This window comes from Sphaerimonospora thailandensis, from assembly GCF_016863115.1.
In the GTDB taxonomy this organism is placed as follows: domain Bacteria; phylum Actinomycetota; class Actinomycetes; order Streptosporangiales; family Streptosporangiaceae; genus Sphaerimonospora; species Sphaerimonospora cavernae.
The window spans coordinates 1-25,789 of record NZ_BOOG01000026.1; the positions used below are offsets into that span (position 1 = coordinate 1).

Genomic DNA, 25,789 nt, shown 5'->3' on the forward strand with positions numbered 1-25,789 from the left:
GTTGGTGGCGCCGATCACCGCGCCGATCAACGTCTGCGGCAACGCGGTCGCCGTTCTCGGCGACGCCGCCGCCGGATGCCTGGGCGGCGCCCGGGTCGGCGGCGACGCGGGGCGCGGTGGCCACCACTACTGGACCAAGGCAGCGAGCTCCAAGCGCGCCGGGATCATGCGTGAGACGCCCGCACTGCCGATGCTGTCCGGCCTCAAGGAGGCCAGCGGCCTTCGCCAGGCGATGAGCTCGGCCGCCGCTCCGTCGGCGCCGGTCCTCGGCGACCTGCCGAACATGAAGGGCATGTCGGGCCTGCCGAGCCTGCCCGTCGCCGACACCGTGCTGGCCAAGTCGGGCACCACGAAGGGCAAGACCTCGGTCGCCTCGCAGCCCACTGGTTCGCTCCCGACCCGCGACGCGCTCGGCCAGGCGACCCAGACGCTGCAGGCGAACAAGACGGTCCAGAACGCCACCGGCACGCTGCCGCTCAGTGGCGTGACCCGCAACCTGCCGACCGGGGGTCTGCTCGACAACATCGGGCTGATGAGCGCCGAGCAGCCGGTCGGCCTGACCGGCATGAACTCCGGTTCGCTCGCCGCGCTGGTCCTGGGCTCACTGTTCGCCGCCTCGGCGAGCCTGTTCGCCCTCACCCGCCGCGTCCGCTTCCGCCGCAAGTAGTCCCGCCGCGAGCAGTCCCGCCGCGAGCAGGACGCCGCAAGCAGGACGTTCGGGAAGCGCACGTCTGATCTGCTGCTTCCGCTTCCCGCGGAAGCAGCACCCATCCGCACACTCACCCCCGGCCTTCGCCGCGGCGGAGGTCAGGAATAACACTCGCCCACGCCTGGTGCCGGCGGGGTGACGCTGGACGCTCCTCCCTCCGGGGGTGAGCAAGGATGCTTTGCCCGTTCCGGGGGCGCGGCCCGGAGCGGGCAAAGCGCTTTTGACCCACGACTCGCACCGGAGTGGTGTCGCTCACATCGTCCGCGCGGCGCGTATGATCTTGCGGCGTAGTCGGACACGCCTGCTGCCATCGGGATACAGGCGCAGGCGCTCCAGCTCCCAGTTCCCGTACTCAGCGTGTTCCGTCAGCATTTGCCGGGCCACCTCCCGCGAGGTGCCCCGGGGCAGATACAGGTCCAAGTAGGAGTAGTCGAGCACAGCGATTAGTCTCCGAGGGCGTGCCAGAGAACCTGATGGGCTCTATTCTGCGTCCTCGTGGATAACAGGTCCAGGCGGGTTAGATTCCCGGATATAACCGGGTAGCCCGAGGGGAAGGGACTTGCGGTGGCAGGTACCTTCAAAAACGGCCCTCCGGGGTAGCGGGACCGACCCGGCCTGGTCCAGACGGACCGGTGCCGAGCCGGGAGGACGCGGGCCACGAAACCGGGGAGCACTCGGAAGTACGGGGAACGACAGCGGACAGCGAGGTAGGAAGCAGCGTGCCAGCCAACAACGGCAACGCCGGCGGAACCCGCCTGGTGATCGTGGAGTCGCCTGCGAAGGCGAAGACGATCGCCGGGTACCTCGGGCGCGGCTACATCGTGGAGTCGAGCATCGGTCACATTCGCGATCTTCCGGAGAAGGCCGACGACATCCCGGAGAAGTACAAGGGACAGACCTGGGCGCGTCTGGGCGTGAACGTCGATCACGAGTTCGAGCCGCTCTACATCGTCAACCCGGACAAGAAGTCCCAGGTCTCCAAGCTCAAGCAGCTCCTCAAGGAGGCCGACGAGCTCTACCTCGCCACTGACGAGGACCGGGAGGGCGAGGCCATCGCCTGGCACCTGCGCGAGGTGCTCAAGCCCAAGATCCCGGTCCACCGCATGGTCTTCCACGAGATCACCCCGCATGCGATCCAGGCAGCCGTGGCCAACCCGCGTGCCCTGAACCTGCGGCTCGTCGACGCCCAGGAGACCCGCCGGATTCTCGACCGCCTCTACGGCTACGAGGTCAGTCCGGTCCTGTGGAAGAAGGTCAAGCCGCGGCTGTCGGCCGGCCGGGTGCAGTCGGTCGCCACCCGTCTTGTCGTCGAGCGCGAGCGGGAGCGCATGGCGTTCACCGTGGCCAACTACTGGGATCTGCAGGCCGTGTTCGACACCGGCCGCGCGCAGGACGATCCGAGGACGTTCGGCGCCACGCTCACCGGTGTGAACGGCAGGCGTGTCGCCCAGGGCCGCGACTTCGCCTCGACCGGCAGGCTCAAGAGCGCCGATGTTCTCCACCTCGACGAGGCCGCCGCCACGGCGCTGGCCGCAAGTCTCGGCGCCGCCGCCTACTCCGTCAGGTCGGTGGAGCGCAAGCCGTACACGCGTAAGCCGTACGCGCCGTTCCGGACGACGACCCTGCAGCAGGAGGCGAGCCGCAAGCTGGGCTTCTCCGCCAAGTACACGATGCAGATCGCGCAGCGGCTGTACGAGAACGGCTACATCACCTACATGCGAACCGACAGCATCACGCTGTCGGAGACCGCGGTCGCGGCCGCCCGCAGCCAGGCCGTCAAGCTGTACGGCTCGGCGTACGTGCCGGACAAACCGCGCGTCTACGCGAGCAAGGTGAAGAACGCGCAGGAGGCGCACGAGGCGATCCGCCCGGCCGGGGAGGAGTTCCGCACGCCGGGCGAGACCGGCCTGAGCGGGGACATGTTCCGGCTGTACGAACTGATCTGGCAGCGGACCGTCGCATCCCAGATGAAGGACGCGGTCGGCGAGTCGGTCTCCGTGAAGGTCGACGGCGTCGTCGCCGGCGCGGAGAACGCGACCGCCGGGTCGCAGACCTTGAACGCGCAGTTCAGCGCGAGCGGACGCACGATCACCTTCTACGGCTTCCTGAAGGCGTACGTGGAAGGCGCCGACGACCCGGCGACCGACCGGGACGACTCGGAGAAGAGGCTGCCCACGCTCGCCGAGGGCGACCGGCTCACGGCGGCGGACCTGACGGCGGTCGGCCACTCGACGAAGCCGCCGTCGCGTTACACGGAGGCCTCGCTCGTCAAGGAACTGGAGGAGCGGGAGATCGGCCGGCCGTCGACGTACGCGTCGATCATCGGGACGATCCTCGACCGGGGATACGTGACCAAGAAGGGCACCGCGCTGGTGCCGTCGTTCCTCGCGTTCGCCGTCGTCAACCTGCTGGAGCAGCACTTCGGCAACCTCGTCGACTACGACTTCACCGCCGAGATGGAGAAGGTCCTCGACGACATCGCCAACGACCGGGCGGAGCGGCTGCCGGAGCTGCGCCGGTTCTACTTCGGGCAGGACGGCGGTGAGGGCCTCAAGGAGATGGTCACCGACCTCGGCGAGATCGACGCCAAGGAGATCAGCTCCTTCCCGATCAGGGGCACCGACATCGTGATCAGGGTGGGGCGCTACGGGCCGTACCTCGACCGCGACGGCGCCCGGGTGAACATCCCGGAGGACATGGCACCCGACGAGCTGACCGCCGAGAAGGCCGAGGAGCTGTTCTCCCGGCCCAGTGGTGATCGTGAGCTCGGCAAAGATCCGGTGACCGGCCGCGTGATCGTGGCGAAGGACGGGCGGTTCGGCCCGTACGTCACGGAGATCCTGCCCGAGGAGCCTCCCGCGCCGACCGAAGGTAAGAAGCGGACAAAGAAGGCGGACGCCCCCAAACCGCGCACCAGCTCGCTCTTCAAGTCGATGTCGCTGGACACGATCACGCTGGAGCAGGCGCTGGAGCTGCTGCGTCTGCCGCGCGTCGTCGGGGAGATCGACGGCGAGGAGGTGACCGCGCAGAACGGCAGGTTCGGGCCCTACATCAAGAAGGGCACGGACTCGCGCTCGCTCGCCGCCGAGGAGGACCTGCTCACGGTCACGGTCGAGCAGGCCAAGGAGCTGTTCGCGCAGCCGAAGGCCCGCGGGCGCGGCCGGGCCGCCGCCGCACCGCCGCTGCGCGAGCTGGGCGAGGACCCGAACTCGAAGAAGCCGATCGTGGTGAAGGAAGGCCGGTTCGGTCCATACGTCACCGACGGCGAGACCAACGCGTCCCTGCGCAAGGGCGACACGGTGGAGGACATCACGCTCGAGCGGGCGGCCGAGTTGCTGGCCGAGCGGCGGGAGCGGGCGCCGGCGCCGCGCAAGCGCGCCACGACGACCCGGGCCAAGACGGCCAAGAAGCCCGCGGCCAAGTCCTGATGCACTGATCTCCTGGAGGCTCCGCTGACCGGCGCTTCGGCGCCGGTCTCGCGCTGTCCGCGGCGCCGTACGGGCGTGCGCGGCGAGAACCCGGACCTCGTAGCATCTTCCCAGCGGGCCGAGGGGAGATCGCGGTGGGGTTTCTGGTCACGATCCTGGTGACCGTGGTCGTCGTACACTACTACCTGTGGCGGCGGCTGGTCAGATCGACGACCCTGCCCGGATCGCGCTCACGCCGGTGGTCGACCTGGGCGCTGGTCGCGCTCGCCGCGCTGCTGCCGCTGACCCTCGTGGGCGGCCGGGCCTTCGGTCAGGGGGTCGGGCACGTCCTGGCCTGGCCGGGCTACCTGTGGCTGGCGATCATGTTCTATCTGTTCGTGTTCTCGCTGGTCCTGGAGATCCCCCGGGCGATCGCCCTGCTGACCGTCCGGCGGGCCCGGCGGCCGTCATCGGCCACGGTCGCTCCGGTGATCGTCGGCAGTCCGGTGAGCGCAGGGGGTTCCGCTGTCGCGGCCGCCGAGACCGCTGTCCAGACCGGGCCCGGGGCCGACGCCGACAACGGCCTCGCCCACCCGTTCGATCGCGAGCCCGGCCCGGCCGATCGCGAGCCCGGCCCGGACGCCGCGATGATCGGCAGGCGGTTGTTCATCTCCCGTACGACCGCGGCCGCCGTGGGGGTCGGCGCGCTGGCCACCGTGGGGTACGGCATGCGCGTGGCCCAGGGCGATCCGGTCATCGAGCGGGTCCCCGTGCGCCTGGCCCGGCTTGATCCGAGGATGAACGGACTGCGGTTCGCCGTGGTCAGCGACATCCATCTCGGGCCTCTTACGGGCCGCGGCCACACCGAGCGCATCGTCCGTATGATCAACAGCCTTCAGGCCGACGTCGTCGCGATCGTCGGGGACCTGGTCGACGGCACGGTGGCCGAGCTGGGTCCGTTGGCGACCCCGCTGAGGTCCCTGGAGTCGCGCTACGGGGCATATTTCGTGACCGGCAACCATGAGTACTACACGGCCAACGGTCCGCAGGAGTGGATCGACGAGCTCGGCTCCCTCGGCGTGCGTTCGCTGCGCAACGAGCGGGTGGAGATCCGCCACGCGGGAGCCGTACTCGATCTCGCCGGGGTGAACGACCTGAACGGCCAGGTGATGGGAGACGGACCGGACATGGCCAAGGCGCTGACCGGCCGAGATCCGGGGCGTCCCGTCGTACTGCTCGCGCACCAGCCGCTGCAGGTGGAGCAGGCCGCCGAGCACGGCGTCGATCTGCAGCTTTCCGGGCACACCCACGGTGGGCAGATGGTGCCGTTCAACCTGCTCGTGCCGCTGCAGCAGCCGATGGTGGCCGGTCTGGCCGAGGTCCCCCGCCCGGCGACCGGTGCCGCCGCCGACGCCCGGGGCGCCCGCCCCGACGTCACCCAGGTCTACGTGACCCGCGGCGCTGGATTCTGGGGCCCACCCGTACGGGTGGGCGCCCCACCCGAGATCACCCTGCTCGAACTCCGTCCCTCGTGACCGGACTGCGCGGGGACGGGGAACGTAATACGCTCAGGCGACGAGTGGGGTGGGCAAATCGGTCCGCTCCATCGTTCCCACGGGGACAGACCTAGCCCAGCGAGCACCTGGATACGCTGACATCATGAGCACCCCTGGCCGGGCCGGCGCGCGACGCAAGACGCCGCACGTGCTGGCGAACGCGCCGTACCGCAGGCTGTGGACCGCCATGTCGGTCGGCGGCCTCGGTGACTGGCTCACCATCATCGCGCTGACGGCCCTGGCAGCCCACCTCACCGCCGGGTCCGGCTACCGGACGCAGAGCCTCGCCATCGGCGGGGTCTTCGCGGCCAAGCTGCTTCCCTCGATCTTGCTCGGTCCCCTCGTCGGGGCCCTGGCCGAGCGGTTCGACCGCAGGGCGACGATGGCCATGGCGGACCTCGTCCGCTTCGCCGTGGTGCTGTCGATCCCGTTCGTCGGCGGCTACCAGTGGTCGATCATCGCGATGCTCCTGGTCGAGTGCGCGTCCCTCTTCTGGGTGCCGGCCAGAGACACGGCCCTGGCCGGCGTGGTGCCGAAGGAGCGCCTGGGGGAGGCCGACCGGCTGAACCTTCTGGCGGCGTACGGCACCGCCCCGATCGCGGCGGCGCTGTTCACGGTCGTGGCGGCCGTGGTCGGCGCGATCACGACGGTGGCACGGACGGCGTCCCTGCCGGCCGCCGGCATCGCGCTCGGCGGGGGCGCCCTGGCCTACCTCGTCTCCGCCGCCCTGATCTTCACGCTGCGCGGCGCTCCCGGTGATCGCGGCCCGCAGGTGCCGCCGCCCTCGCGGCAGATCTCGGTGTTCCGGCAGATCGCGGACGGCCGCCGCCGCACCGGCGGCGGCGCGGCGGCGCGCGGGGCGGTCACCGGCATGGCGGCCGTGCTCGCGGCGGGAGCCGCGGTGGTCGCCGTGGCCGGGCCGTACGTCCAGGCGTTGCACGGTGGCGACGCCGGCTACGGAGCGGTGTTCTGCGCGGTCTTCCTCGGTGTCGGGTACGGCATGTTCTTCGGGCCGCGGCTGCTGGCGGGGCTGTCGCGCCGCCGGCTGTTCGGGCTGGCGGTCGTCGTGGCGGGTCTCACCCTGGCCGCGGCCGCGCTGATCCAGAACCTGGTGATCGTCGTCATGCTGGCCGCGCTTCTCGGCGCCTGTGCCGGGGTGGCGTGGATCATCGGCTACCAGGTGGTCGACCTCGAGTTCGGCGACGGGCAGCCAAGCCGTACGCTGCCGTATCTGCGGTCGCTCGGCCGCGTCGTGCTGCTGGTGGTACTGGCCGTCGCGTGCGCGCTGGCCGGGCTCTTCGGCGGCCACCCGACATCGGAGCCGGGTCTCGGCTACCGGTTCGACGGGGCCAATCTGGTGCTTCTGGTGGCCGCTCTGCTCGTGGTCGTCGCCGGGTTGCGCGCGCTCAGCCGGCTGGACGACCGGCGCGGCGTGCCCCTCGGCGCCGACCTGCTGGCGGCGCTGCGCGGCGAGAAGTACGCGCCAGAGGCGGCGGTCGCGACCGAGTCGCGCGGCCTGTTCGTGGCGTTCGAGGGCGGTGAGGGCTCCGGCAAGACCACCCAGTCGCGGCTGCTCGCCATCTGGCTGCGTGACCAGGGGTTCGACGTCGTGCAGACCCGTGAGCCGGGGGCGACCAAGGTCGGCATGCGGCTGCGGGCGATCCTGCTCGACGCCGCCCATCAGGGCCTGTCCGCCCGCTCAGAGGCCATGCTCTACGCCGCCGACCGGGCCGAGCACGTGGAGAAGGTCATCAGGCCCGCGCTCCAGCGGGGCACGACCGTCATCTCGGACCGGTACGTCGACTCGTCCCTGGCGTACCAGGGCGCCGGCCGGTCGCTCGACTCGGGCGAGGTGGTGAGGATCAACGCCTGGGCGACGGGCGGCCTCGTGCCCGACCTGACCGTGCTGATCGACGTGCCGCCGTCGGTGGGGCTGCGCCGCATAGCGTCCGCGGCGGACCGGATCGAGGCCGAGCCGATGGACTTCCACGAGCGGGTCCGGCGCGAGTTCCGTGGGCTGGCGGCGGCCGACCCCGAGCGCTACCTGGTCGTCGACGGCACGCTGCCGCAGCAGGAGGTGTCGCGCCTCATCCAGGACCGGGTGCGCGAGATCCTGCCCGACCCCGTGCCGCACGAGGCGGAGGCCGCCACCGGCACGATGCCCGCCATCCGGGACTGATCAGGGGCTGATCCGGGGCTGATCCGGGACTAGGGAGGGGGCTCAGAAGTGGGCGGGGTGTTCGCTGAACTGGTGGGGCAGGACCAGGCGGTCGACGTGCTCCGGAGGGCGGCGGCCGCGGCCGCCGAGGCGGTCGCGGGGGGTCGCGGCACGGGCATGACCCATGCCTGGCTGTTCACCGGCCCCCCGGGCTCTGGCAGATCGAACGCGGCCCGGGCCTTCGCGGCGGCGCTGCTCTGCGACGACGCCCTGTCCGCTGATCGGGGGTGCGGCAACTGCGGCGCCTGCCATCAGGTCGAGGTCGGCTCGCACCCCGACCTGACGCGGGTGCGCCCCGAGGGCCTGTCGTACGGCGTCCGGCAGACCCGTGATCTGGTGCTCAAGGCGGCGGGGGCGCCGACGCTCGGCCGCTGGCGGATCGTCCTGTTCGAAGACGCCGACCGCGTGACCGAGGCGGCCGCCAACGCGCTGCTGAAGGCGATCGAGGAGCCGCCGCCCCGGACCGTGTGGCTGCTCTGCGCGCCCTCGCCGGACGACATGATCATCACGATCCGGTCCCGCTGCCGCGTGGTGACGCTGCGCACCCCCCCGGCCGAGGCGGTCGCCAGGGTCCTGACCGAGCGTGACGGCGTCCCGCTCGACATGGCGCTGTTCGCCGCCCGGGCCGCGCGGGGGCACATCGGCCGGGCGCGCCGGCTCGCCCTCGATGAGGAGGTACGGCGGCGTCGCGCCGACGTGTTGTCGATCCCCGCCTCTCTCAGCGGGGTGGGAGCCTGCGTCACCGCCGCCGAACGCCTGGTCAAGACCTCGACCGAGGAGGCCGACGCCGCTACCGCCGAGCTCAACGAGACCGAGACGGCCGAGCTGCGCAAGGTGTACGGCGAGGGCTCGTCCGGCAAGGGCCTCAACAAGGGGTTGGTACGCGGCGGCGCGGGGGCTCTGAAGGAGCTGGAGACGCTGCAGAAGTCCCGCGCGACCAGGATCAAGCGTGACTCCCTGGATCTCGCCCTGCTCGATCTGGTGGCGTTCTACCGTGATGTGCTCGCAGTGCAGTTCGGTGCGGGCGTGGAGTTGGCGAACGAGGACCGCAGGCGGGAGATCGAGACGATGGCGCGCGGTTCTTCACCGGAGGACACGCTGCGCCGCACTCAGGCCATCATGAGGTGCCGCGAACGGCTCGCGGCGAACGTCAACCCTCAGATCGCGGTGGAGGCCATGACCCTCGCCCTCCGATCGCCCGGCCTCGCGTAGACCGCGATATATCGGCATATATTCGCCCATTGTCGGGCCGTGACCTGTCCTTGGTGTCGGCGCGTATCGTGGGATGCGGGCGAAAGCCGTACCGGGATCTGAGGAGGGCCGGGCTCTTGGGCATGATCATGGCCGTGAGCTTCACGCGCTACGGACGGCTCTACTACCTCGATCCCGGCGGTCACTCCCCGAAGGTGGGGGACAAGGTGCTCGTGCCCACCGACGCCGGGCCGGAGGTGGCCGAGTGCGTGTGGGCCCCGCAGTACGTCAGTGAGGACATCGACGGCCTGCCCGTCTGTCAGGGGCTCGCGGCCGATCAGCACCTGGCCCGCGACGAGAGCAACCGCCGCCGCAGAGCGGAGGCGCGCAGTGTGTCGAAGCGTCTCATCAAGCGGCACGAACTGCCGATGAAGGTGGTCGGCGTTGACTACCTGGACGTCGACAACGTCTTCACCGTCTATTTCTCGGCGCCGCATCGGGTGGACTTCCGCGCGCTCGTCCGCGATCTGGCCAGGAACCTCCGCGCCCGGGTCGAACTGCGGCAGATCGGGCCGCGGGACGAGGCCAGACTGCAGGGCGGGATCGGGCCGTGCGGGCGTGACCTGTGCTGCGCGACGTTCCTCAAGGACTTCGAGCCGGTCTCGGTCCGGATGGCGAAGGACCAGGATCTGCCGGTGAATCCGCTCAGAATCGCCGGCGCGTGCGGGCGTCTGATGTGCTGCCTGAAATATGAGCATCCGCTCTATCAGGAGTTCCGGGCCTCCGCGCCCCGAACGGGGACGGCCGTGGACACCCCGGAGGGCTCCGGCACGGTCGTCGGCCACAATGTGCCGGGCGACTCGGTGATCGTCCGCCTGAACGACGGAGGCCGCCGGTGCGCCTGCTCCAGGGCGAGCGTGTGCTCCCCTCGTAAACAGCACGACGAGATGTACGGCAAAGCGGGCGATCCGGAAGAGTAGTCGTACGTCGGCTGCGCGCGGGGGAGCGACCTGGGAAAGAGCTGGAGCCGCAAGAACGTTTCTGCTGGCTCACGCTCCCAGTTGGCGGCATGCTGGTCGGCGGTAATGCGATCGGCCGCGTGCGGCCGTGTGACCGGTGACCGTGCGTTCGGCTGGACGTTCGGCTGGGTTTTTCTGAGGCGGGGGACCGGGGGCTATGGGGCGGGCGGACGACAGGGACGATGTCGCCGGGTGGTGGCGGGGAGAACGGCGTTTCCTTACGCGGCGTTTCCTTACGCGGCGTTTCCCCGAGCCCGGGGCCTGGCCGGGGACGCGTGGTGACCGCGGCGACCGCGGCGACCCCGGCGTGATCCGCCGCGTCGCCGTCGCGTCCGTCGCCGCGACATTGCTCGTCGCCGGTTGCACCTCCGCGGCCAGGGGGGACGGCGACTCGCCGGAATCGGGCAAGGCAGACCGGAACGCGGCGGCCGAGGCCCCCACGCCCGCGCTTCAGCCGTTCTACGGCCAGCGGGCGGGGTGGCGCGACTGCGGCGGGGGCTTCGAGTGCGCGAAGATCCAGGTCCCGCTCGACTACGCCGACCCGTCCGGCGAACGGATCGAACTGAGCGTGATCCGCCTGCCCGCCTCGGGCAAGCGGATGGGCTCGCTGCTCATCAACCCCGGCGGGCCCGGCGGTTCGGGTGTGGACTACACCCGCATGGCCCGCAACGTGCTCACCGACGGGCTACGCGCCCGGTTCGACATCGTCGGCTTCGACCCTCGCGGAGTCGGGGAGTCGACTCCGATCCGGTGCATGTCGGGCAAGGAACTGGACGCCTACGTGGCGATGGACACCAGCCCCGACACCCCCGCCGAGGTCGCGGCGCTGAAGACCGGCTCGAAGGCGTTCGCGGACCGGTGCGGCGCCAAGGCGCGCCGCCTGCTCCCGTTCGTCGGCACGCCGGACGCGGCCAGGGACATGGACGTGCTGCGCGCGGTCCTTGGCGACTCCGGTCTCACCTATCTCGGCAAGTCGTACGGCACGTACCTGGGCGCGGTGTACGCGGATCTCTTCCCGAAGCGGGTGCGGGCCCTGGTGCTCGACGGGGCCGTCGACCCGGCCGTCCCGTCGCTGAAATCCGAACTCGTCCAGGCCCGGGGGTTCGAGGTGGCCCTGAAGGCGTTCGTGGAGGACTGCTTCAAGGATGCTTCCTGCCCCTTCACCAGCCGTACGGTCGACGGCGCGATGAGGGAGATCACCGTCCTGCTCAAGCGCGCCGACGAGCACCCACTGAAGAACGATCTGAAGGACGGTCGCGAGGTCAACGAGTCATGGACGATCCTCGGCATCGTCACCCCGCTGTACGAGCGTGAGGCGTGGCCGTTGCTGCGCCGGGCTCTCGGCAGTGCCCTCGTCCACGGCAACGGGACGGACCTGCTGCGCATGGCCGACCTGCTGGTCGAGCGTAAGTCCGACGGGTCGTACTCAAACCAGACCGAGGCGAACCTGGCGATCAACTGCCTGGACCATCCGTACCCGAAGGACATGGCGGCCTTCCGGAAGGCCGCCGGCGAGGCGGCCAAGGTGTCCCCGCATTTCGGGAGCTTCGTGGTGTGGGGCTCGCTGACCTGCGCGTACTGGCCGATCCCGGCCAAGAGCGACGACAAGCCGATCAAGGCCGAGGGGGCGCCGCCGATCCTCGTGATCGGCACCGTGCGCGACCCGGCCACGCCGTACGAATGGGCGCAGGGGCTGGCCTCGGAACTGACGTCCGGCGTGCTGCTCGGATACGACGGGGACGGCCACACGGCCTACCGGACCGGATCGAAGTGCGTCGACCGGGCCGTCGACGACTACCTGATCTCGCTGCGGGTGCCCGCCGCCGGCACGGTCTGTCCGAACGCGGAATAGCCGCGCACGAGCCGTACGAGCCGGTATTCCGCACTGTGCGCGGGGATCCCGGTGAACATGTAGACTAACCTCGCCGTCGTACGGCATCGCCGCCTTAGCTCAGTCGGCCAGAGCGACGCACTCGTAATGCGTAGGTCAAGGGTTCGATTCCCTTAGGCGGCTCCACTCGCACCAGGGCGTTCCTTGATTCCAAGGGGCGCCCTTTCGATCTTGCTGCCAGAGTGCCGCAGCCAGGTGCCAGTCGATCACTCGCAGGGGTGCCAGGAGGTGCCACGCGATCACGTGTTGGCGCGAACGACCCACACCGACACGTGATCGTCGCCGTAGGTGTAGCGCAGTGTGTACGAGTCCGCCACGATCTCGAACGCGGTCGGGATGCCGCCGTACGGCCGCGCGCCAGGCGCAGAATAGGCGATCTTAGAAGCGGACATTAATGGACAAAAGGGATTTTAGTGGTTTAATCTAGGATATAGAACGACAAGGCTGGATAAAACCGTTATGCGGCGGTTTGTGGTGGGATCGTGCCGGTAATCAAGCAGGTGCAGGAAAATAGTCCGTTAGGGGGCTGCGGAGGCGTTTCTCCTGTGAGGCTACAGAAACGCCTCCGAAAATTAAGGGCAATCGAATCCTGTCAAGGGGGACACGTAATGCCCGCTTTCAAGAACATCATCGCCGGGCTGGCGCTGGGCACCGCGATCACAGGTGGCGCGCTCACTCTGGGCGCCACCGCTGCCAGCGCCACCGTCATGCCGGCCTGGGGCGGCGGCTTCGGTGGCTGGGGCGGCGGCTGGGGCGGCGGCTTCGGCTGCGGCGGCGGAGGCGGCTTCGGGGGCGGAGGCGGCTTCGGCGGCGGTGGGTTCGGAAACTGCAACATGGGCTGGTCGAACAACAACCTCTGGAACCAGAACCAGTTCAACGATCAGTTCAACGACGAGTCTGCCTTCGCGGTTTCCAACGGTGTCTCGACCATCGCCTTCCAGGGCAGGACGAACTCGAACACCAACTGGTGGAACAACACCAGGCTCAACAACAACATGGGATTCGGTAGCAGTAACTGGTTCAACAACGGCAACAACAACAATTGGTGGTGAGAACGAACTCAACTGTGACGGCCGGCGGAACCACCGGCCGATGGCCCGATGGCGCATGGTCGCCCTGGTGGGCGCCTGACGGTGCGGTGCGAATGCCGAGCACGACTCGGCCGGGCACGAGCGGTTGAGAAAAGGGCCCCGGCGGAAACTCCTCCGCCGGGGCCCTGCCCGTTCGAAGCTTCTATGCGCTCAGTCCCGGATGACGCCCTTGGTACGCATGAGAAACTCGGCGAGATAACGGTCGTGCGGCACCCAGGGTGCCATCCAGTGGGTCGGATGATCGCCGACGTAGACGTTGCCGATCGTCGGTTCCGCCATCAGGCGGTCGATCAGCCCCTCGTCCCCGGTGATCGCGGTCAGCACCAGAGTGTCCTTCAGCGGCCCGATGCCGTCGTCATATGACCAGGGCGCCACCCAGACGCAGGGGAAGGACAGCTCGATGCCGGTCTGCGGGGCGTCCGCGCGGTCGACCCGCATGACCGCGGGGCGCAGGACCCCGATGCCGTCCCCGAGATCGTCGACGATGCCGCCGCCACCGAGCAGGATCTCGGCGTCCCCAACGTGATCGAACAGGTACTTTTCCACGGCCCGGGCGTTGGCGAGAGACTGCGCGGGCAGCACGGCCCCGTCGTCTTCCGGCGGGAGGCTCGGGATGGCGGACAGCCGCTCGGCCACGGCCTCGCCCAACGGACGGGGGTCGCCCGCCACGAAGACCGCCGTCGTGTTCACGCACGCGGTTCCGCCCTGCGAGCTGACCGAGTCGACGACGACGTCCAGGTGCGGGGTCCAGTCCTCCTCCGCGATCAGGATCTTCGACCGCCCCGGGCCCTGTGGGAGCACGTTGGTGTTCCGGCCGTACTTGCTCACCACGTCCTCGCCGCCGTACACCATCGCGAGGTCGGCATCGCGGATGATGTCGTCGGCCACCGCGTGGTCGGTGGGCAGGAAGACCACCTGGTCGTCGCCGAAGCCGGCCTCCCGCAGCGCCGTGATCAGACGGTGGGGAGTGAAGGGCTCCCGCCGGGAGGGCCGGACGGCGACCCGATATCCCAGCGCCACCGCCTCCAGCCACAGCGTGTGCACGGCCGGGTGATTGCCCGCCGCGTGTACGGCGAAGACATCGCCGCGCCGAGTCCACAGCGCACGGCCGTCTCGGGTGATCGGGTCCCGCCAGTCGGTGACGGCCCCGTTCGGCCTGGCGTACTGCGTCGAGCCGTACGCCTGGGCCGCGCTGCGCGCGATCGCGTCGGTCGCGGCCCGGACCACCGAGATCGGCATTCCGCAGACTCGGCTCACGAGCCGCTGGTAGTGCTCGGCGGAAAGCCCGTTGACGGGCCCGGTGGCGAACAGCCGACCGGCTCGCGCGAGGGCCTTGGCCCGCTCCCCGGGCGGCATGGGCCGCGCCCGGTGCAGTGCCGCCATGGTGCGCTGCACGTAGAGCCGCGGCACCAGGCTGAGCTCGGCTACCGGGTTTCCGGTGAGATCCGGAACGGTCACGTGCTTGCGGGTACGGTACGGACCGCTCGGGCCGAGCGCGTCGAGCCGGATCGGTTCGGTCGACAGCGTGCTCATCAGCGCGGCCATTCAGTACACCCCCTCGATGACCCGCTCGTCCTCGAAGACGGCGAGCGGTGCGACGTCGGCGACGGCATCGCCGAGCTGACCCGGTGGCGGCTGGACCCGCAGTGCCGTGTCCCGTTCGAGATTGTTGGGCAGCAGCAGGTTCTTGCTGAGGTGGTGCATCACGACCTGTCCGCGCTCGCCGTACGGGACCTCCCGCCTGGTCTCCGGGTCGACGACGGAGAAGGAGATGTACGGAGAGAACGGGTCGAAGACACAGGGGTCGTCGTCGTCCAGGCCTGTCCGTTCGCTCACCGACCCCATGATCATCGTACTTCCGTAGTTTCCGATGATCTTGACGTCCGGGAACACCTCGTCGCGCAGCAGCGCGCGCGTGTCGGGGTCCAGGTGCGCCCCGGCCCACACGATGACCCGGACCTTCTCGTTGATGAGGGCGACCAGCTCGTCTCGGCGGCTGAGCCGTACCAGCAGCGGCGGCGTGGTCACGAGGACTCCGATGTCCTGGGTGCGCAGCGCGTAGGCGCTCTGGTCGATCAGGTGCTCCGCGTAGCGGCCGGCCTCGTCGAGGCGGTTCTCGGAGATGAGCTTCTTCACCCAGCGCGGGTCGAGGTCGACGGAGAACCTGAAACCACCACGCCTGCGGACCTGCTGCCTGATCAGCTCGCCGAAGATGTGCGGCCCGCTCGGACCCAGTGACAGCCAGTTGGCTACCCGCGGGTAACCATGCTCGTCCATGAGACGGTTGTGGTGGTGCATCAGCCGGTCCATCCAGTCGGCGAGCAGGACCACCAGCTTCGGCGGGCCGGTCGTGCCGCCGCTCTCGAAGACGCCGATCACCTCGGGCCGGGAGCCGTACCCTTTGGGCACGAGATCCTCGACGCGGACGTCACGGAACTCGTTGACCACGTTGGGGAAGAGTCGCAGGTCGGCGAAGGTGTGCACGTCGGTCAGCGGATCGAAGTCGAGGTTTTCCGCCCGCTTCAGCCAGAACGGCGAGCCTGTCTGAGGATCGAAGTGCCAGCGCATGGCCGCCTCGACGAACTCCCGGCCGTCCGGCACCTGATCGACGGGGCAGTCAAGCACGTCAAGGACTGGATCCGTGGCATTCGACATGTCGTCTCCCGTTGCCCCGGGGCACGTCCGAACAGACTATTTCGGTTTAAGTCACTTATGTACCAAATCTCTCCATCTATCCCGTTCGGTGGACGGAAAAATCTCGGGCGGCGCCGGCGTGAGCGCGAGTCGCGCCTACCTGACCCTGTCGCCAGGCCGTGGGCATGTTGTCCAGATCAGATTTTGATCACGGTGACTCGGCCGCGGCACATGGCGGAGATGTCGTCGGGGTCGGAGGTGAGGACGGTCGTCGGACCCGGGGCCGCGAGCGCGGTGGCGGACAGCATGGCGTCGATGGCGTACTTGTGTCCGTGTAATCCGGCATCGGCGAGCAGGGCCGCCGCTTTTCGGGCGATCGGCTCGGTGACGGGTTCGATCACGATTCGCGACAGGATCCAATCGAGCGCTGAGCGATTTATTCGGGGATGTATGACCTCTACCAGCGTGGCGGTACTGGTGATGACACGGAGGTCGTCCGTACGGGCCAGCGCGAGCCAGGCGGTGACGTCGCGGTCGCGGAGCACGGCCTTGGCCAAGCCCTCGCTGTCGAGGAGGAGGGTGCCGCCAGGTGTGGCGGAGGGCCGGGTCACGCGGCAGACGTTCTGGAGGAGCCGTGCTGATTCTCGCGGGCACGCCGAAGGATGTCGCGCTTCTGATTGATTTCCTCATCGGTGATGGGACCGTGGTCGGCCTCTGCGACCGCGATGAGCTCGTTGAGGTTGTCGCGTTCGATCTGCCTGGCGACTGCGGCGGCCACATAGGCGGACAGGCCGGAGGGGCCGCTGCGCACGCGAGCGGCCTCTGCGACGTCGCGGGGCATGGTGATCGAGTACTTCTGGGTAGGCTCGCTCATGCTCTTTATGCTACCGCGGATACCCCAGCATCGGCAGGAGAACACCGTGGGACACGTCGAGGTCGGGCACCTCACGCGCAAACCATGACCTCCTTGAGATAGATCAATCACGGAAAGGATGCCCCTCGCTCACCCCGGGGCTCAGCAGGGCAGCTTCACCAGCTTCGTGGTCTGTCGGTATTTGACTCCGTCATATGTCGTTGATCGTTGTTGGGTCTGCCGGTTTCAGGAGCCGTCAAATGTCGATCTGGCCTATGCTGGGCTCGATCGCCGCGGAGGGGAGCTGCAATGCCCGAGCTGGTCTCACGTCGCATAACCGGTCATGCCGAGGAGTTCCTCGACGCCTTCAGAGTGGTGATCGTGAACGGACCGAGGCAGTCGGGCAAGACTACTCTGCTTCAGCAGTTCAACGAGGGGAGAGAGGGGACGTATCTCACTCTTGATGACGGCCCCTTGAGATCGGCCGCGCAGGCCGATCCTGCTGTCTTCATCGCCGACGGGTCGCGTCCGATGATGATCGACGAGATCCAGCGGGGGGGAGACGACCTGATCCTCGCGATCAAGGCGGAGGTCGATCGGAAGGCCGAACGCGGGCAGTTCGTCCTGGCGGGTTCCACGAGGTTTCTGTCCACGCCGTCGTTGAGCGAATCACTTGCCGGGCGCGCGGGCATCCTCGAACTCTGGCCATTCGCCCAGGAGGAGCTTGCCGGAACCGGTGAATCCTTTCTTGTGACGGCCTTCAACGATCCCGAAGCGTTGCGGTCTTCATCGCTCAGCGACTACAGCCGAAGGGACTACTTCGAGTTGGTCTGCCGAGGTTTCTACCCGGAGGCAGTCACGATGAGGTCGGAGTTCACTCGAGACAGGTGGTACCGGACCTATGTTCAGTCGATCATCGATACCGACATCAGGGAGATGGCGCGAGTCGATGAGCCGAGCAGTCTCCGGCAACTACTCACCCTTGTTGCGGCGAGTACGGCGCAAGAGCCGAACATGGTCAAGATCGGCAGTGATCTCCAGCTCCATCGAAGTACGGTCAACCGTTATGTCGGCCTGCTGGAGACCGTCTTCCTGATCCGTCAGGTTCCGGCGTGGTCTCGAAATCTTGTGGCCCGGGCGGTTCGCCGTCCCAAGCTGCACGTCACCGATACCGGCCTCGCCTCTCATCTGATCGGTGTCGACGCGGACGGCCTGGCTGCCAGGGTCTCGCCCGCACGAGGCCCTCTCATCGAGTCGTTCATCGTCAACGAGATCGCGAAGCAGGCCACGTGGGCGCCGTTCCGAGTAGGACTCCATCACTGGAGAGTCAGCCAGGGGGCTGAGGTCGACCTCGTACTTGAACGGAACAACGGGCGGATCGTCGGTGTGGAGGCCAAAGCCACCGACTCTGTCAATCAGGCCGATTTCAAGGGCCTTGTAGCTCTACGCGAGAGCCTCGGCGAGGATTTCCTTCACGGCTTTGTCTTCTACACCGGAGTGAGATCGCTGTCGTTCGGAGACCGGCTGACAGCGTTGCCCATCAGCGCCCTCTGGGACAGGTAGAGCTTCGAGGGCGGCCCGGGCGTGGGCGAGCAGATGGCCCAGCCTTCATCAGGAGGTCCGGCAGGTAGGCCCGGTAGTGGCAAGGCCGGCGCTCTGCCCGTGTCGCGCCGCTCGGAGTCCCCGGCCATGACATGGCGATGTACTCAGCCACAAGTGTTCCCTCCGCCCGGCCATACGAACACTTAAAGGCTAACCGTTCGTATGGCTCCGAGGTGGGAACGCCGCCAACCCGGGGGAGGCTGGCGGAAAACGAGATGCCCGGGGGCGAAGCCGCTGGATAGCCTGCGTGCGAGCGTGGGAGGAGAACACCGTGGGACACGTCGAGGTCGGGCATCTCACGCATGTGCTGCCCGATGGCAGGCCGCTGCTGGACGACGTCTCGTTCCGGATCGGGGAGGGTGTCAAGGCCGCCCTCGTCGGCCCCAACGGAGCGGGCAAGACGACGCTGATCCGTCTGATCTCCGGTGATCTCCAGCCGGTCGAGGGCTCGGTGGCGCACTCCGGCGGTCTCGGCGTGATGCGCCAGTTCATCGGCGGAATCCGCGACGGCAGCACGGTCCACGACCTGCTGCTCGGGGTCGCGCCCACGCGGGTGCGGGAGGCCGCGGCCCGGCTCCACGACGCCGAGCTCGCGATGATGGAGCGCGACGACGAGAAGACCCAGATGCGGTACGCCCAGGCGATCACCGACTACACCGACGCCGGCGGCTACGACGCCGAGGTGCTCTGGGACGCCTGTACGGTCGCCGCCCTCGGCCTGCCGTACGACAAGGTGAAATACCGTGACGTGGGGACGCTCTCGGGGGGTGAGCAGAAGCGGCTCGTGCTGGAGGCGCTGCTGCGCGGGCCGGATCAGACCCTGCTGCTCGACGAGCCGGACAACTACCTCGACGTGCCGGGCAAGCTCTGGCTGGAGCAGGCGCTGCGGGAGACCCCGAAGACGGTCCTGCTCGTCTCCCACGACAGGCAGCTCCTGGCCAACGCGGCGGACCGGATCGTCACCGTCGAGTCCGGGAACATCTGGGTCCACGGCGGCGGATTCGCTACGTACGCCGAGGCCCGGAGGGAACGCAACGAGCGGCTCGACGAGCTGCGCCGCCGCTGGGACGAGGAGCACGCCAAGCTCAGGCGCCTGGTGAACATGCTCAAACAGAAGGCGCGCTACAACGACGGCATGGCCCCGGCCTATCACGCGGCGCAGACGCGTCTGCGCAGGTTCGAGGAGGCGGGGCCGCCCGAGCTCGCGCCCAAGGACCAGCTCATCAGCATGCGCCTGCACGGCGGCCGCACCGGCAAACGCGCCATCATCTGCGAGAACCTCGAACTCAGCGGCCTGATGAAGCCGTTCGATCTGGAAGTCTGGTATGGCGAGCGCGTCGCCGTACTCGGCTCCAACGGGTCGGGCAAGTCCCACTTCCTGCGGCTGCTCTCGGGCGAGGAGATCCGGCACACCGGGGCGGCCCGGCTCGGCGCAAGGGTCGTTCCCGGGCATTTCGCTCAGACGCATGCCCGTCCTGAGCTGTTCGGGCGTACGCCGTGCGAGATCGTGATGACCGAGCACGCCCGGCTCAGGAACGAGGCGATGAAGGCCCTGGCCCGTTACGAACTGGCCGGACGGGTCGCCGACCAGCGGTTCGAGACGCTGTCGGGAGGTCAGCAGGCCAGGCTGCAGATCCTGCTGCTCGAGCTGTCCGGCGCCACGCTGCTGCTGCTCGACGAGCCGACCGACAACCTCGACCTGGCCAGCGCGGAGGCGCTTCAGGAAGGCCTGGACTCCTTCGACGGCACCGTGCTGGCGGTGACCCACGACCGATGGTTCGCCGCCGATTTCGACCGTTACCTGGTCTTCGGCGCCGACGGGCGGGTCTACGAATCGCCCGAGCCGGTCTGGGACGAACGTAGGGTCGCCCGCCCGAGATAGCGATGCCGGGCCGGGAACGCCCGTCGGAAACAGCCAGGTGAAAGCCCGTAAAGATACCGTACGGCCTGCGCGTGTCCGAGGCCTCGCCGCCCGTTTCAGGGGTTATGACGTCTAAGTGACTCGACGTAGCCGAATGACGATCGCCCTCGCTCTCGCCCTAGCCGGCCTGGCGCCGGCGGCGTGCGGCGAAGACAAGCAGGCGGATATCCGGCCGCTCGTCCTCAAGGAGCAGGTCTCCTCCATCGCGAAGTCCGGCGCCGGCTATGTGGTGAGCTGGGCGGGCGTGCTCAGCAACGCCAACCGCTGGCACTTCGGGGAGCACGCGATCGCGACCGTCACCGCTGTGGACGCGGCGGGCAAGCAGGTCGCCCACCTGGAGCAACCGCTGGACGCGGTGCCACCGGGGAGGTCCGTGGCGTTCAGCGGCCAGACGACGGCCACCGGGCAGCCGGTCCGGGTGAAGATCGAATGCGGCCACGCGACCTGGCATCTCGTTCCGCGCATTCCGTCGGCCTTCCTGACGTTCCCGATCTCCGATGTCGTCACCGAACGGCTGCACGAGGGCAGCTATCTGATCACGGGCTACGTGCTCGATCCCTTCCTCAAGGCGGCGAGCGGCGTCGCGGTGACGGCCCTGTTGAGAGACGCCGCGGGCAAGCTGGCCGGGGGCGGCACCGCCTACCTCGAGAAGGTCCAGTCGAACCTCAAACGCCGCTTCGTGATCACGATCGACGGTGTGACCGGCGGCACGGTCGCCAAGACCGACGTGCGTGCCAGGACGTGGGGGACGACCGCCAAGCCGTACATCGACCTGGCCCTCGCCGGGGCGGTTCCGATCCACACCGTCGCGCCGAGCACCAAGCCGTTCGACAAGGACCGCGGCTATCAGGTGCTCGCCGATCGGCGGCAGTGAGCGGCGCGCGGCGAGCAGCGGATCACGGGCGGGGACCGGCGCCACCACCGGCACCGGCAGCCGGGGCAGGTTACCGTGAGGGCATGAGAACCCCGAGGATCGTGCTCTTCGGAGCCACCGGGTTCACCGGCCGGCTCGCGGCGGCGGCGCTGATCGCGCGCGGAGCCCGGCCGCTGCTCGTGGGGCGCGACCCCGCCAGACTGGATGCCTTCGCCGCGTCTCTGCCGGTCCGGCCGCCGACGGCGGTCGCCGACGTGAGCCGCCCGGAGTCGGTTCGCAGAACCGTCGGCCCGGGTGACGTGCTGATCTCGGCGGTCGGACCGTTCATGCGCTGGGGGGAGGCGGCGGTCGCGGCGGCGACCGAGGCGGGCGCCGTCTACCTGGACACCGCGGGCGAGCCCCCGTTCATCAAGCGGATCTTCCAGCGGTACGGCCCGGCCGCCGGCGCGGGCGGCGCCACACTGATCACCGCCTTCGGATACGACTACGTGCCCGGCAACCTGGCCGCGGCCCTGGCTCTGCACAAGGCGGGCTCCGAGGCCGTGCGGGTGGACATCGGCTACTTCGTGCGCGGCGACCTGGCCGCCCGCCTCAGCCCCGGCACGCGCGCCTCCGCGCTCGGCGTCCTTCTCGATCCGATGTACGGCTTCCGCGAGGGCCGCATCGTCCGAGAACACGGCCGCACCCGTGCCTTCGTCGTCGGGGGACGCCGGCGGTACGGCATGGCCGTGGGGACCTCGGAGCACTTCGCGCTGCCGCCGGCCCATCCCGGCCTGCGTGAAGTCAACGTCTACCTCGGCTGGCTGGGCAGGTTGACCCGGGCCGCGGGGACGCTGGCCCGGGCGACTCCGGTGCTCGCCGCCATGCCGGGCGCCAGGCGGGTGACGGACGCGTTGGTCGATCGGGTCATCCGCTCGGGGCGGCCACCCGGCCACGCCGCGCCGGCGGTCTCCTCCCAGATCGTCGCGGAGGCGTACGACGCGAGAGGGCGCCTGCTCGCCGCCGTGGAGCTCAACGGAGGAGACCCGTACGACTTCACCGCGCGGATCCTGGCCTGGGGCGCGACCACCGCACTCGCCGAGGGCGTACGAGGCACGGGCGCACTCGGCCCGGTGGACGCCTTCGGTCTTGAGGCGCTCACCCGGGGGTGTGCGGAGGCCGGGCTCGGGGCGGAGACTCGCTGAGGCGCTATGTGCGGGATTTGCCCGATCAATACTGATTTTTACCGCTAGTTAAACAAATAAATCCCTGAACCGGCAAATAAGTAGACAATTTTGGTGGGGAGATCGGGGGTGATTTCACCGCGTTCTGGGCGCGCTTCGGGGAAAGGGTAGAGCGGGTAGTTACCGAGCATTTACTCTGAGTTATATGAATGATGGCGTCCTGGTCGAGGCGTTGCGTGCACGCGATCCGGGTGCTCTCGCCGCGCTCTATGACATGTATGCGGAGAGCATCTACCGATACTGCCGGATGATGCTGGACGGTCCCGACAACGCCCAGGTCGCGTTAAGAGACACTTTGATCGCCGCCGAGGCCCTCGTCGGTTCGCTGACGGACCACGAGTCGTTCCGGCCGTGGTTGTACGCCCTGGCGCGCGGGGAGTGCCTGCGCCGCAGGACACCGGGTACGTCGCCGGACGACCGGACCCGTAACGGCGATCAGGCGAGCGATCAGGCGAGTGATCCGGGGGCCGCGCCGAGCACGATGCCGTTCGGCGTCACGCCGTTCCACGCCGCGCAGTTCCAAACGGGACAGTTCGGTACAGGAAAGTTCGCGGCAGTGCCGTACGGTACTGCCGACGTCACCGGCCCGGTGGGTTCCACCGACGCGGTGGCGGCCGATCTGCGGGTGGTGGCCCAGGGCGCCGTGTCCGCGCTGGCGTCGGAGTACCGCGAGGTTCTCGAGTTGACCACGCGGCACGACCTGTCGACGGCCGAGGTGGCGACTATGTTCGGCACCGGCCAGCGTTATGTGGAGGGATTGCGTGAGTCGGCGGCCGACCGGCTGCGCGACGCGATCACGGCCGAGATCCTCGCGAGGAAGAACGCGACCGGCTGCGATCGGGCCGACAAGATGCTCGAGGGGTTCTCCGGTCGGCTCACCTCTCAGACGCGCCAGCGGTTGATCAAGCATCTGGCGCGGTGCGAAAGCTGTTCCAGGCACCGGATCCGCCAGGTCTCTCCGGCCAAGGTCTTCGCTCAACTACCCGAGACCGCCCTGCCCGACACGCTGCGCGTCCGGGTGCTGAGCTGCTTCGTCGATCCCGAGCTCGTTCCCTATCGGCGGTTCGTCGCGAAACGGGTGGGTGCGCTCGATCCGTCGGGTTTTCCCAGGGCGGGCACCCGGCGGGAGGGTCGGTTGGCGCAGGCGGTGGCTGGGGCGGTGGCCACGATAGCGGCCGCGGCGGCGATCGCCCTGGTCTTCGCACAGTTCTCCGGTGACATCACGGATTCGGCCACCGGGGGCATCGCGCGGCGGTGGCCCGTCGCCGGCGGGGTCGTCGGCCAGACGCCGGGTACGCCGGGTACGCCGGGGCCTGACAGCACCTCGGAGGGCGCCGACGCCCGCGCCCAGCATCCGCCTCAGCCCGAGCCCGAGTCTCAGCCCGGCCACTACGACCTGGCCGAGCCGGTGATCCCAGTGATCCCGGCCGGCCCGGTTCCGCTGCCGGCTCCCGCGCCCCGCCCGGCTCCGCCTCCATCCGAACCCCCACACCCGTCACCCCCACACTCATCTCACCCACGCTCGCCGCGACCGGCGCCGAACCCGTCCGCGGAGCCGTCCGGCCCGGAGCCGATGCCGCCAGGCGAGGAGCCGGAGGACATTCCCCCGAGTGACACCGGGTCCACTCCATCGCCCAAGCCGCCCTCCGGGTTCCCGTCCGAAGGCCCCCCACCACACCGGCCCGGTCACAGGCCACCGCCGCACCGTCCAGGACCCTGGCCGGGCGGTCACCATCCCGGACCCTGGCCGGATCACGGTCACTGGCCGGGCCGCGATCACCAGCACCACCGTTGGCCGCATAAGGACTGGGACGAGACGCCCCGGCCGACGGTGCGACCTTCACCCACTCCGACGTCCCCGCCGAGTAGCGCCATGCCGCGGACCCCTTCGGCCCGGCCGTACCCGCCCGGTTCGCGCCGCTGGTTCCGCTACGGCGGGAGCAGAGCGGACCGCTACGGCGGGGGCAGAGCGGACCGGGCCGGGACGGTGAAAACCGGAGCAGCGAGCGGAGCGCGGGACGAGCGGCGGGTGCCGCGGGCGGAGCGTTCCGCGTCTTCCGCGTCTTCCGCGTCTTCCGCGTCTTCCGCGTCTTCCGCGTCATCCGAGCCCTCCGCGCCGAGCGGGAGGCCGACACCGGAACCCGAGCCAGGGCCGGCCCCGCCGCCTGCACCGCAGATCACCCCGCAGGCCGAGGCGCGGCCGACGCCGCAGCCGTCATCTTCCTGATGGCCCGGCTGTCCCGGTCGATTTCGCCGCTGTACTTATCGGGACGATCTCCTACATATGGCGATTACTCTATGTACTCAAGATGTGTACGCAGAGTAATCACAGGGAACTTGGGGGAGTGGACGCACGGAAGGGGTAGTAATGCCACTCCTCAGAGCATCGGGGCTCGTCGCTGGACTGGGAACGGGCCTGGTCCTGACCCTGGGCGGCGCGGCCGGCGCGGATCCGAGACCGTCCGCCGAAGATGTGGCGAAGGCCCGGGCGACCGCCCAGGAGCGAGCCCACGAACTGGACAAGGTGGGAGCCGACCTGGTCGCGGCGCGGGCCCGTCAGGACGATCTGGCACAGGACGCCGAAGGGCTCGTCGAGGCGTACAACGGTGAGCTCGTCCGGCTTGAGGCGATAAAGGCGAGCTATGAGCAGGCGACACGGCGGCTGCGCGGCGCGGCCGATCAGGTCCGGGAGGCCCGCGCCGCGGTCGCTGCCGAGGCGACGGCGAGTTACGGGGGCGTGAGTTATGGGGCGCTGGACCTCTCCGTGCCGGGTGTCCTCGTCGAGGGCCTGGGCGACATCGGGGATCTGCTGCAGCGGGCCAGCCTGCTGACGCATATGTCGGACGCACGAGTCGCCACCCTGGAGCGGCTGCGCGACACCCTGCGGGTTCACGAGATTCTCCGCGCCCAGGCCGCCCAGGCGTACACCGCGCAGCTTCGCGCGACCGAGCGGGTACGGCTGGCCAGGGACACGGCGCAGGAGGCCGTGGACCGGCAGATGGAGACGACTCGGCGGATCGAACAGGAGAAACGGGAGCTGTCCCGGCGTCTCGAGGCCGCCCGTTCTCGGGTCGACGAGCTGAGACGCGCCAAACGGGAGCCGCGGCGACATCCGGCGCGAGAACCCTCGGCGGCCGGCCGTCGCGGAGGCAGGAACAAGATTCTGGCGTGGGTCGGCCGCCTGGGAGCGGGCCGGGGCGGGCTCGCCGCCCAATGGGCGCTCAAACAGCTCGGCAAACCGTACGTCTGGGCGGCCGACGGGCCCTCGGGCTTCGACTGCTCAGGACTGACCATGAGAGCCTGGCAGCGGGCGGGGGTCTCACTCGACCACTGGACCGGCACCCAGTGGACGTCGGGACGCCATGTGTCGCTGAAGAACCTGCGCACCGGGGATCTGGTGTTCTACGGCAGTTTGAGCCGAGATCCGGGCACCATCCGTCACGTGGGGATCTACATCGGGCGAGGACTGATGGTCCACGCCCCCCGGACGGGGGACGTGGTACGCATCTCACCAATCTGGCGGCACGATCTGGTGGGCGCCACCAGGCCCGACACCTGACCCGCCGCCCGACCTACCGCCTGACCTGTGGGACGGTCGGC

The 25,789-nt window shown here is 69.2% G+C and carries 19 protein-coding genes, 1 tRNA gene and 1 pseudogene; 15 read left to right on the plus strand and 6 right to left on the minus strand.

Features of this window, described 5'->3' with window-relative positions:
* Positions 1-667 (plus strand): annotated as a pseudogene (locus tag Mth01_RS15255) (hypothetical protein); the annotation flags it as partial.
* Between the two features lie 294 nt (positions 668-961).
* On the opposite strand, the gene Mth01_RS15260 reads toward Mth01_RS15255, so the two are convergent.
* Positions 962-1,147: a DUF5703 family protein gene (locus tag Mth01_RS15260; RefSeq protein WP_055482469.1), complete on the minus strand. Its 186-nt coding sequence runs from the start codon at positions 1,145-1,147 to the stop codon at positions 962-964.
* 281 nt (positions 1,148-1,428) lie between these two features.
* Between Mth01_RS15260 and topA the strand changes: the two genes are divergently transcribed.
* From topA to Mth01_RS15295, 7 genes are all read left to right on the plus strand, one after another.
* The gene (gene topA / locus Mth01_RS15265) at positions 1,429-4,137 is read left to right on the plus strand and encodes a type I DNA topoisomerase (protein ID WP_204016519.1); all 2,709 of its coding nucleotides are present in this window, start codon (positions 1,429-1,431) and stop codon (positions 4,135-4,137) included.
* 134 nt (positions 4,138-4,271) lie between these two features.
* Positions 4,272-5,651 (plus strand): metallophosphoesterase, encoded by a 1,380-nt coding sequence (locus tag Mth01_RS15270; protein WP_239089682.1) that lies wholly within the window; start codon positions 4,272-4,274, stop codon positions 5,649-5,651.
* Positions 5,652-5,775: 124 nt separating this feature from the next.
* On the plus strand, positions 5,776-7,851 hold the full coding sequence (tmk, locus tag Mth01_RS15275; protein ID WP_204016520.1) for a dTMP kinase: 2,076 nt from the start codon (positions 5,776-5,778) through the stop codon (positions 7,849-7,851).
* A gap of 57 nt (positions 7,852-7,908) precedes the next feature.
* Positions 7,909-9,102 (plus strand): DNA polymerase III subunit delta', encoded by a 1,194-nt coding sequence (locus Mth01_RS15280; RefSeq protein WP_239089683.1) that lies wholly within the window; start codon positions 7,909-7,911, stop codon positions 9,100-9,102.
* Positions 9,103-9,224: 122 nt separating this feature from the next.
* Positions 9,225-10,061, plus strand: a complete 837-nt coding sequence (locus Mth01_RS15285) for a PSP1 domain-containing protein (RefSeq protein ID WP_204016589.1) — start codon at positions 9,225-9,227, stop codon at positions 10,059-10,061.
* 196 nt (positions 10,062-10,257) lie between these two features.
* A complete protein-coding gene (locus Mth01_RS15290) occupies positions 10,258-11,952 on the plus strand; it encodes an alpha/beta hydrolase (RefSeq protein WP_204016522.1) in 1,695 nt (564 codons plus the stop codon).
* Between the two features lie 88 nt (positions 11,953-12,040).
* Positions 12,041-12,117: transfer RNA gene (locus Mth01_RS15295), tRNA-Thr, on the plus strand.
* 113 nt (positions 12,118-12,230) lie between these two features.
* Here the strand turns inward: Mth01_RS15295 and Mth01_RS15300 are convergent.
* Complete coding sequence (locus Mth01_RS15300) at positions 12,231-12,383, minus strand: hypothetical protein (protein ID WP_204016523.1); 153 nt, start codon at positions 12,381-12,383, stop codon at positions 12,231-12,233.
* 216 nt (positions 12,384-12,599) lie between these two features.
* On the opposite strand from Mth01_RS15300, the gene Mth01_RS15305 reads away from it, so the two are divergent.
* Positions 12,600-13,043: a hypothetical protein gene (locus tag Mth01_RS15305; RefSeq protein ID WP_204016524.1), complete on the plus strand. Its 444-nt coding sequence runs from the start codon at positions 12,600-12,602 to the stop codon at positions 13,041-13,043.
* Between the two features lie 189 nt (positions 13,044-13,232).
* Here the strand turns inward: Mth01_RS15305 and Mth01_RS15310 are convergent, their stop codons facing one another.
* From Mth01_RS15310 to Mth01_RS15325, 4 genes are all read right to left on the minus strand, one after another.
* A complete protein-coding gene (locus Mth01_RS15310) occupies positions 13,233-14,627 on the minus strand; it encodes an aldehyde dehydrogenase family protein (RefSeq protein WP_239089684.1) in 1,395 nt (464 codons plus the stop codon).
* The gene (locus tag Mth01_RS15315; protein WP_239089685.1) at positions 14,628-15,707 is read right to left on the minus strand and encodes a phenazine antibiotic biosynthesis protein; all 1,080 of its coding nucleotides are present in this window, start codon (positions 15,705-15,707) and stop codon (positions 14,628-14,630) included.
* A gap of 206 nt (positions 15,708-15,913) precedes the next feature.
* Entirely contained in the window at positions 15,914-16,327 is a 414-nt protein-coding gene (locus tag Mth01_RS15320) for a PIN domain-containing protein (protein WP_204016526.1), read from the minus strand.
* Positions 16,324-16,590, minus strand: a complete 267-nt coding sequence (locus Mth01_RS15325; RefSeq protein ID WP_204016527.1) for a CopG family transcriptional regulator — start codon at positions 16,588-16,590, stop codon at positions 16,324-16,326. The genes Mth01_RS15320 and Mth01_RS15325 overlap by 4 nt, the downstream gene beginning before the upstream one ends.
* Before the next feature lie 288 nt (positions 16,591-16,878).
* Between Mth01_RS15325 and Mth01_RS15330 the strand changes: the two genes are divergently transcribed.
* The 6 genes from Mth01_RS15330 (at position 16,879) to Mth01_RS29735 (ending at position 25,748) form a co-directional block, all read left to right on the plus strand.
* Positions 16,879-18,132: an ATP-binding protein gene (locus Mth01_RS15330; protein WP_204016528.1), complete on the plus strand. Its 1,254-nt coding sequence runs from the start codon at positions 16,879-16,881 to the stop codon at positions 18,130-18,132.
* Positions 18,133-18,442: 310 nt separating this feature from the next.
* The gene (locus tag Mth01_RS15335) at positions 18,443-20,053 is read left to right on the plus strand and encodes an ABC-F family ATP-binding cassette domain-containing protein (RefSeq protein ID WP_204016529.1); all 1,611 of its coding nucleotides are present in this window, start codon (positions 18,443-18,445) and stop codon (positions 20,051-20,053) included.
* A gap of 133 nt (positions 20,054-20,186) precedes the next feature.
* A complete protein-coding gene (locus tag Mth01_RS15340) occupies positions 20,187-20,966 on the plus strand; it encodes a hypothetical protein (RefSeq protein WP_239089686.1) in 780 nt (259 codons plus the stop codon).
* An 83-nt stretch (positions 20,967-21,049) separates the two neighbouring features.
* A complete protein-coding gene (locus Mth01_RS15345; protein ID WP_204016531.1) occupies positions 21,050-22,150 on the plus strand; it encodes a saccharopine dehydrogenase NADP-binding domain-containing protein in 1,101 nt (366 codons plus the stop codon).
* Positions 22,151-22,334: 184 nt separating this feature from the next.
* Positions 22,335-24,416, plus strand: a complete 2,082-nt coding sequence (locus Mth01_RS15350; RefSeq protein WP_204016532.1) for a sigma-70 family RNA polymerase sigma factor — start codon at positions 22,335-22,337, stop codon at positions 24,414-24,416.
* Positions 24,417-24,557: 141 nt separating this feature from the next.
* Positions 24,558-25,748, plus strand: coding sequence for a C40 family peptidase (locus Mth01_RS29735; protein ID WP_239089687.1), 1,191 nt, complete (start codon positions 24,558-24,560; stop codon positions 25,746-25,748).
* Positions 25,749-25,789 lie beyond the last annotated feature (41 nt).

Bases quoted from the DNA above. Each gene is read 5' to 3' on its own strand.
- tmk (WP_204016520.1), top strand. From the start codon at position 5,776: ATGAGCACCCCTGGCCGGGCCGGCGCGCGACGCAAGACGCCGCACGTG.
- Mth01_RS15285 (WP_204016589.1), top strand. From the start codon at position 9,225: ATGATCATGGCCGTGAGCTTCACGCGCTACGGACGGCTCTACTACCTC.
- Mth01_RS15290 (WP_204016522.1), top strand. From the start codon at position 10,258: ATGGGGCGGGCGGACGACAGGGACGATGTCGCCGGGTGGTGGCGGGGA.
- Mth01_RS15300 (WP_204016523.1), bottom strand. From the start codon at position 12,383: ATGTCCGCTTCTAAGATCGCCTATTCTGCGCCTGGCGCGCGGCCGTAC.
- Mth01_RS15305 (WP_204016524.1), top strand. From the start codon at position 12,600: ATGCCCGCTTTCAAGAACATCATCGCCGGGCTGGCGCTGGGCACCGCG.
- Mth01_RS15310 (WP_239089684.1), bottom strand. From the start codon at position 14,627: ATGGCCGCGCTGATGAGCACGCTGTCGACCGAACCGATCCGGCTCGAC.
- Mth01_RS15325 (WP_204016527.1), bottom strand. From the start codon at position 16,590: ATGAGCGAGCCTACCCAGAAGTACTCGATCACCATGCCCCGCGACGTC.
- Mth01_RS15330 (WP_204016528.1), top strand. From the start codon at position 16,879: ATGCCCGAGCTGGTCTCACGTCGCATAACCGGTCATGCCGAGGAGTTC.
- Mth01_RS15340 (WP_239089686.1), top strand. From the start codon at position 20,187: ATGACGATCGCCCTCGCTCTCGCCCTAGCCGGCCTGGCGCCGGCGGCG.
- Mth01_RS15345 (WP_204016531.1), top strand. From the start codon at position 21,050: ATGAGAACCCCGAGGATCGTGCTCTTCGGAGCCACCGGGTTCACCGGC.
- Mth01_RS15350 (WP_204016532.1), top strand. From the start codon at position 22,335: ATGAATGATGGCGTCCTGGTCGAGGCGTTGCGTGCACGCGATCCGGGT.
- Mth01_RS29735 (WP_239089687.1), top strand. From the start codon at position 24,558: ATGCCACTCCTCAGAGCATCGGGGCTCGTCGCTGGACTGGGAACGGGC.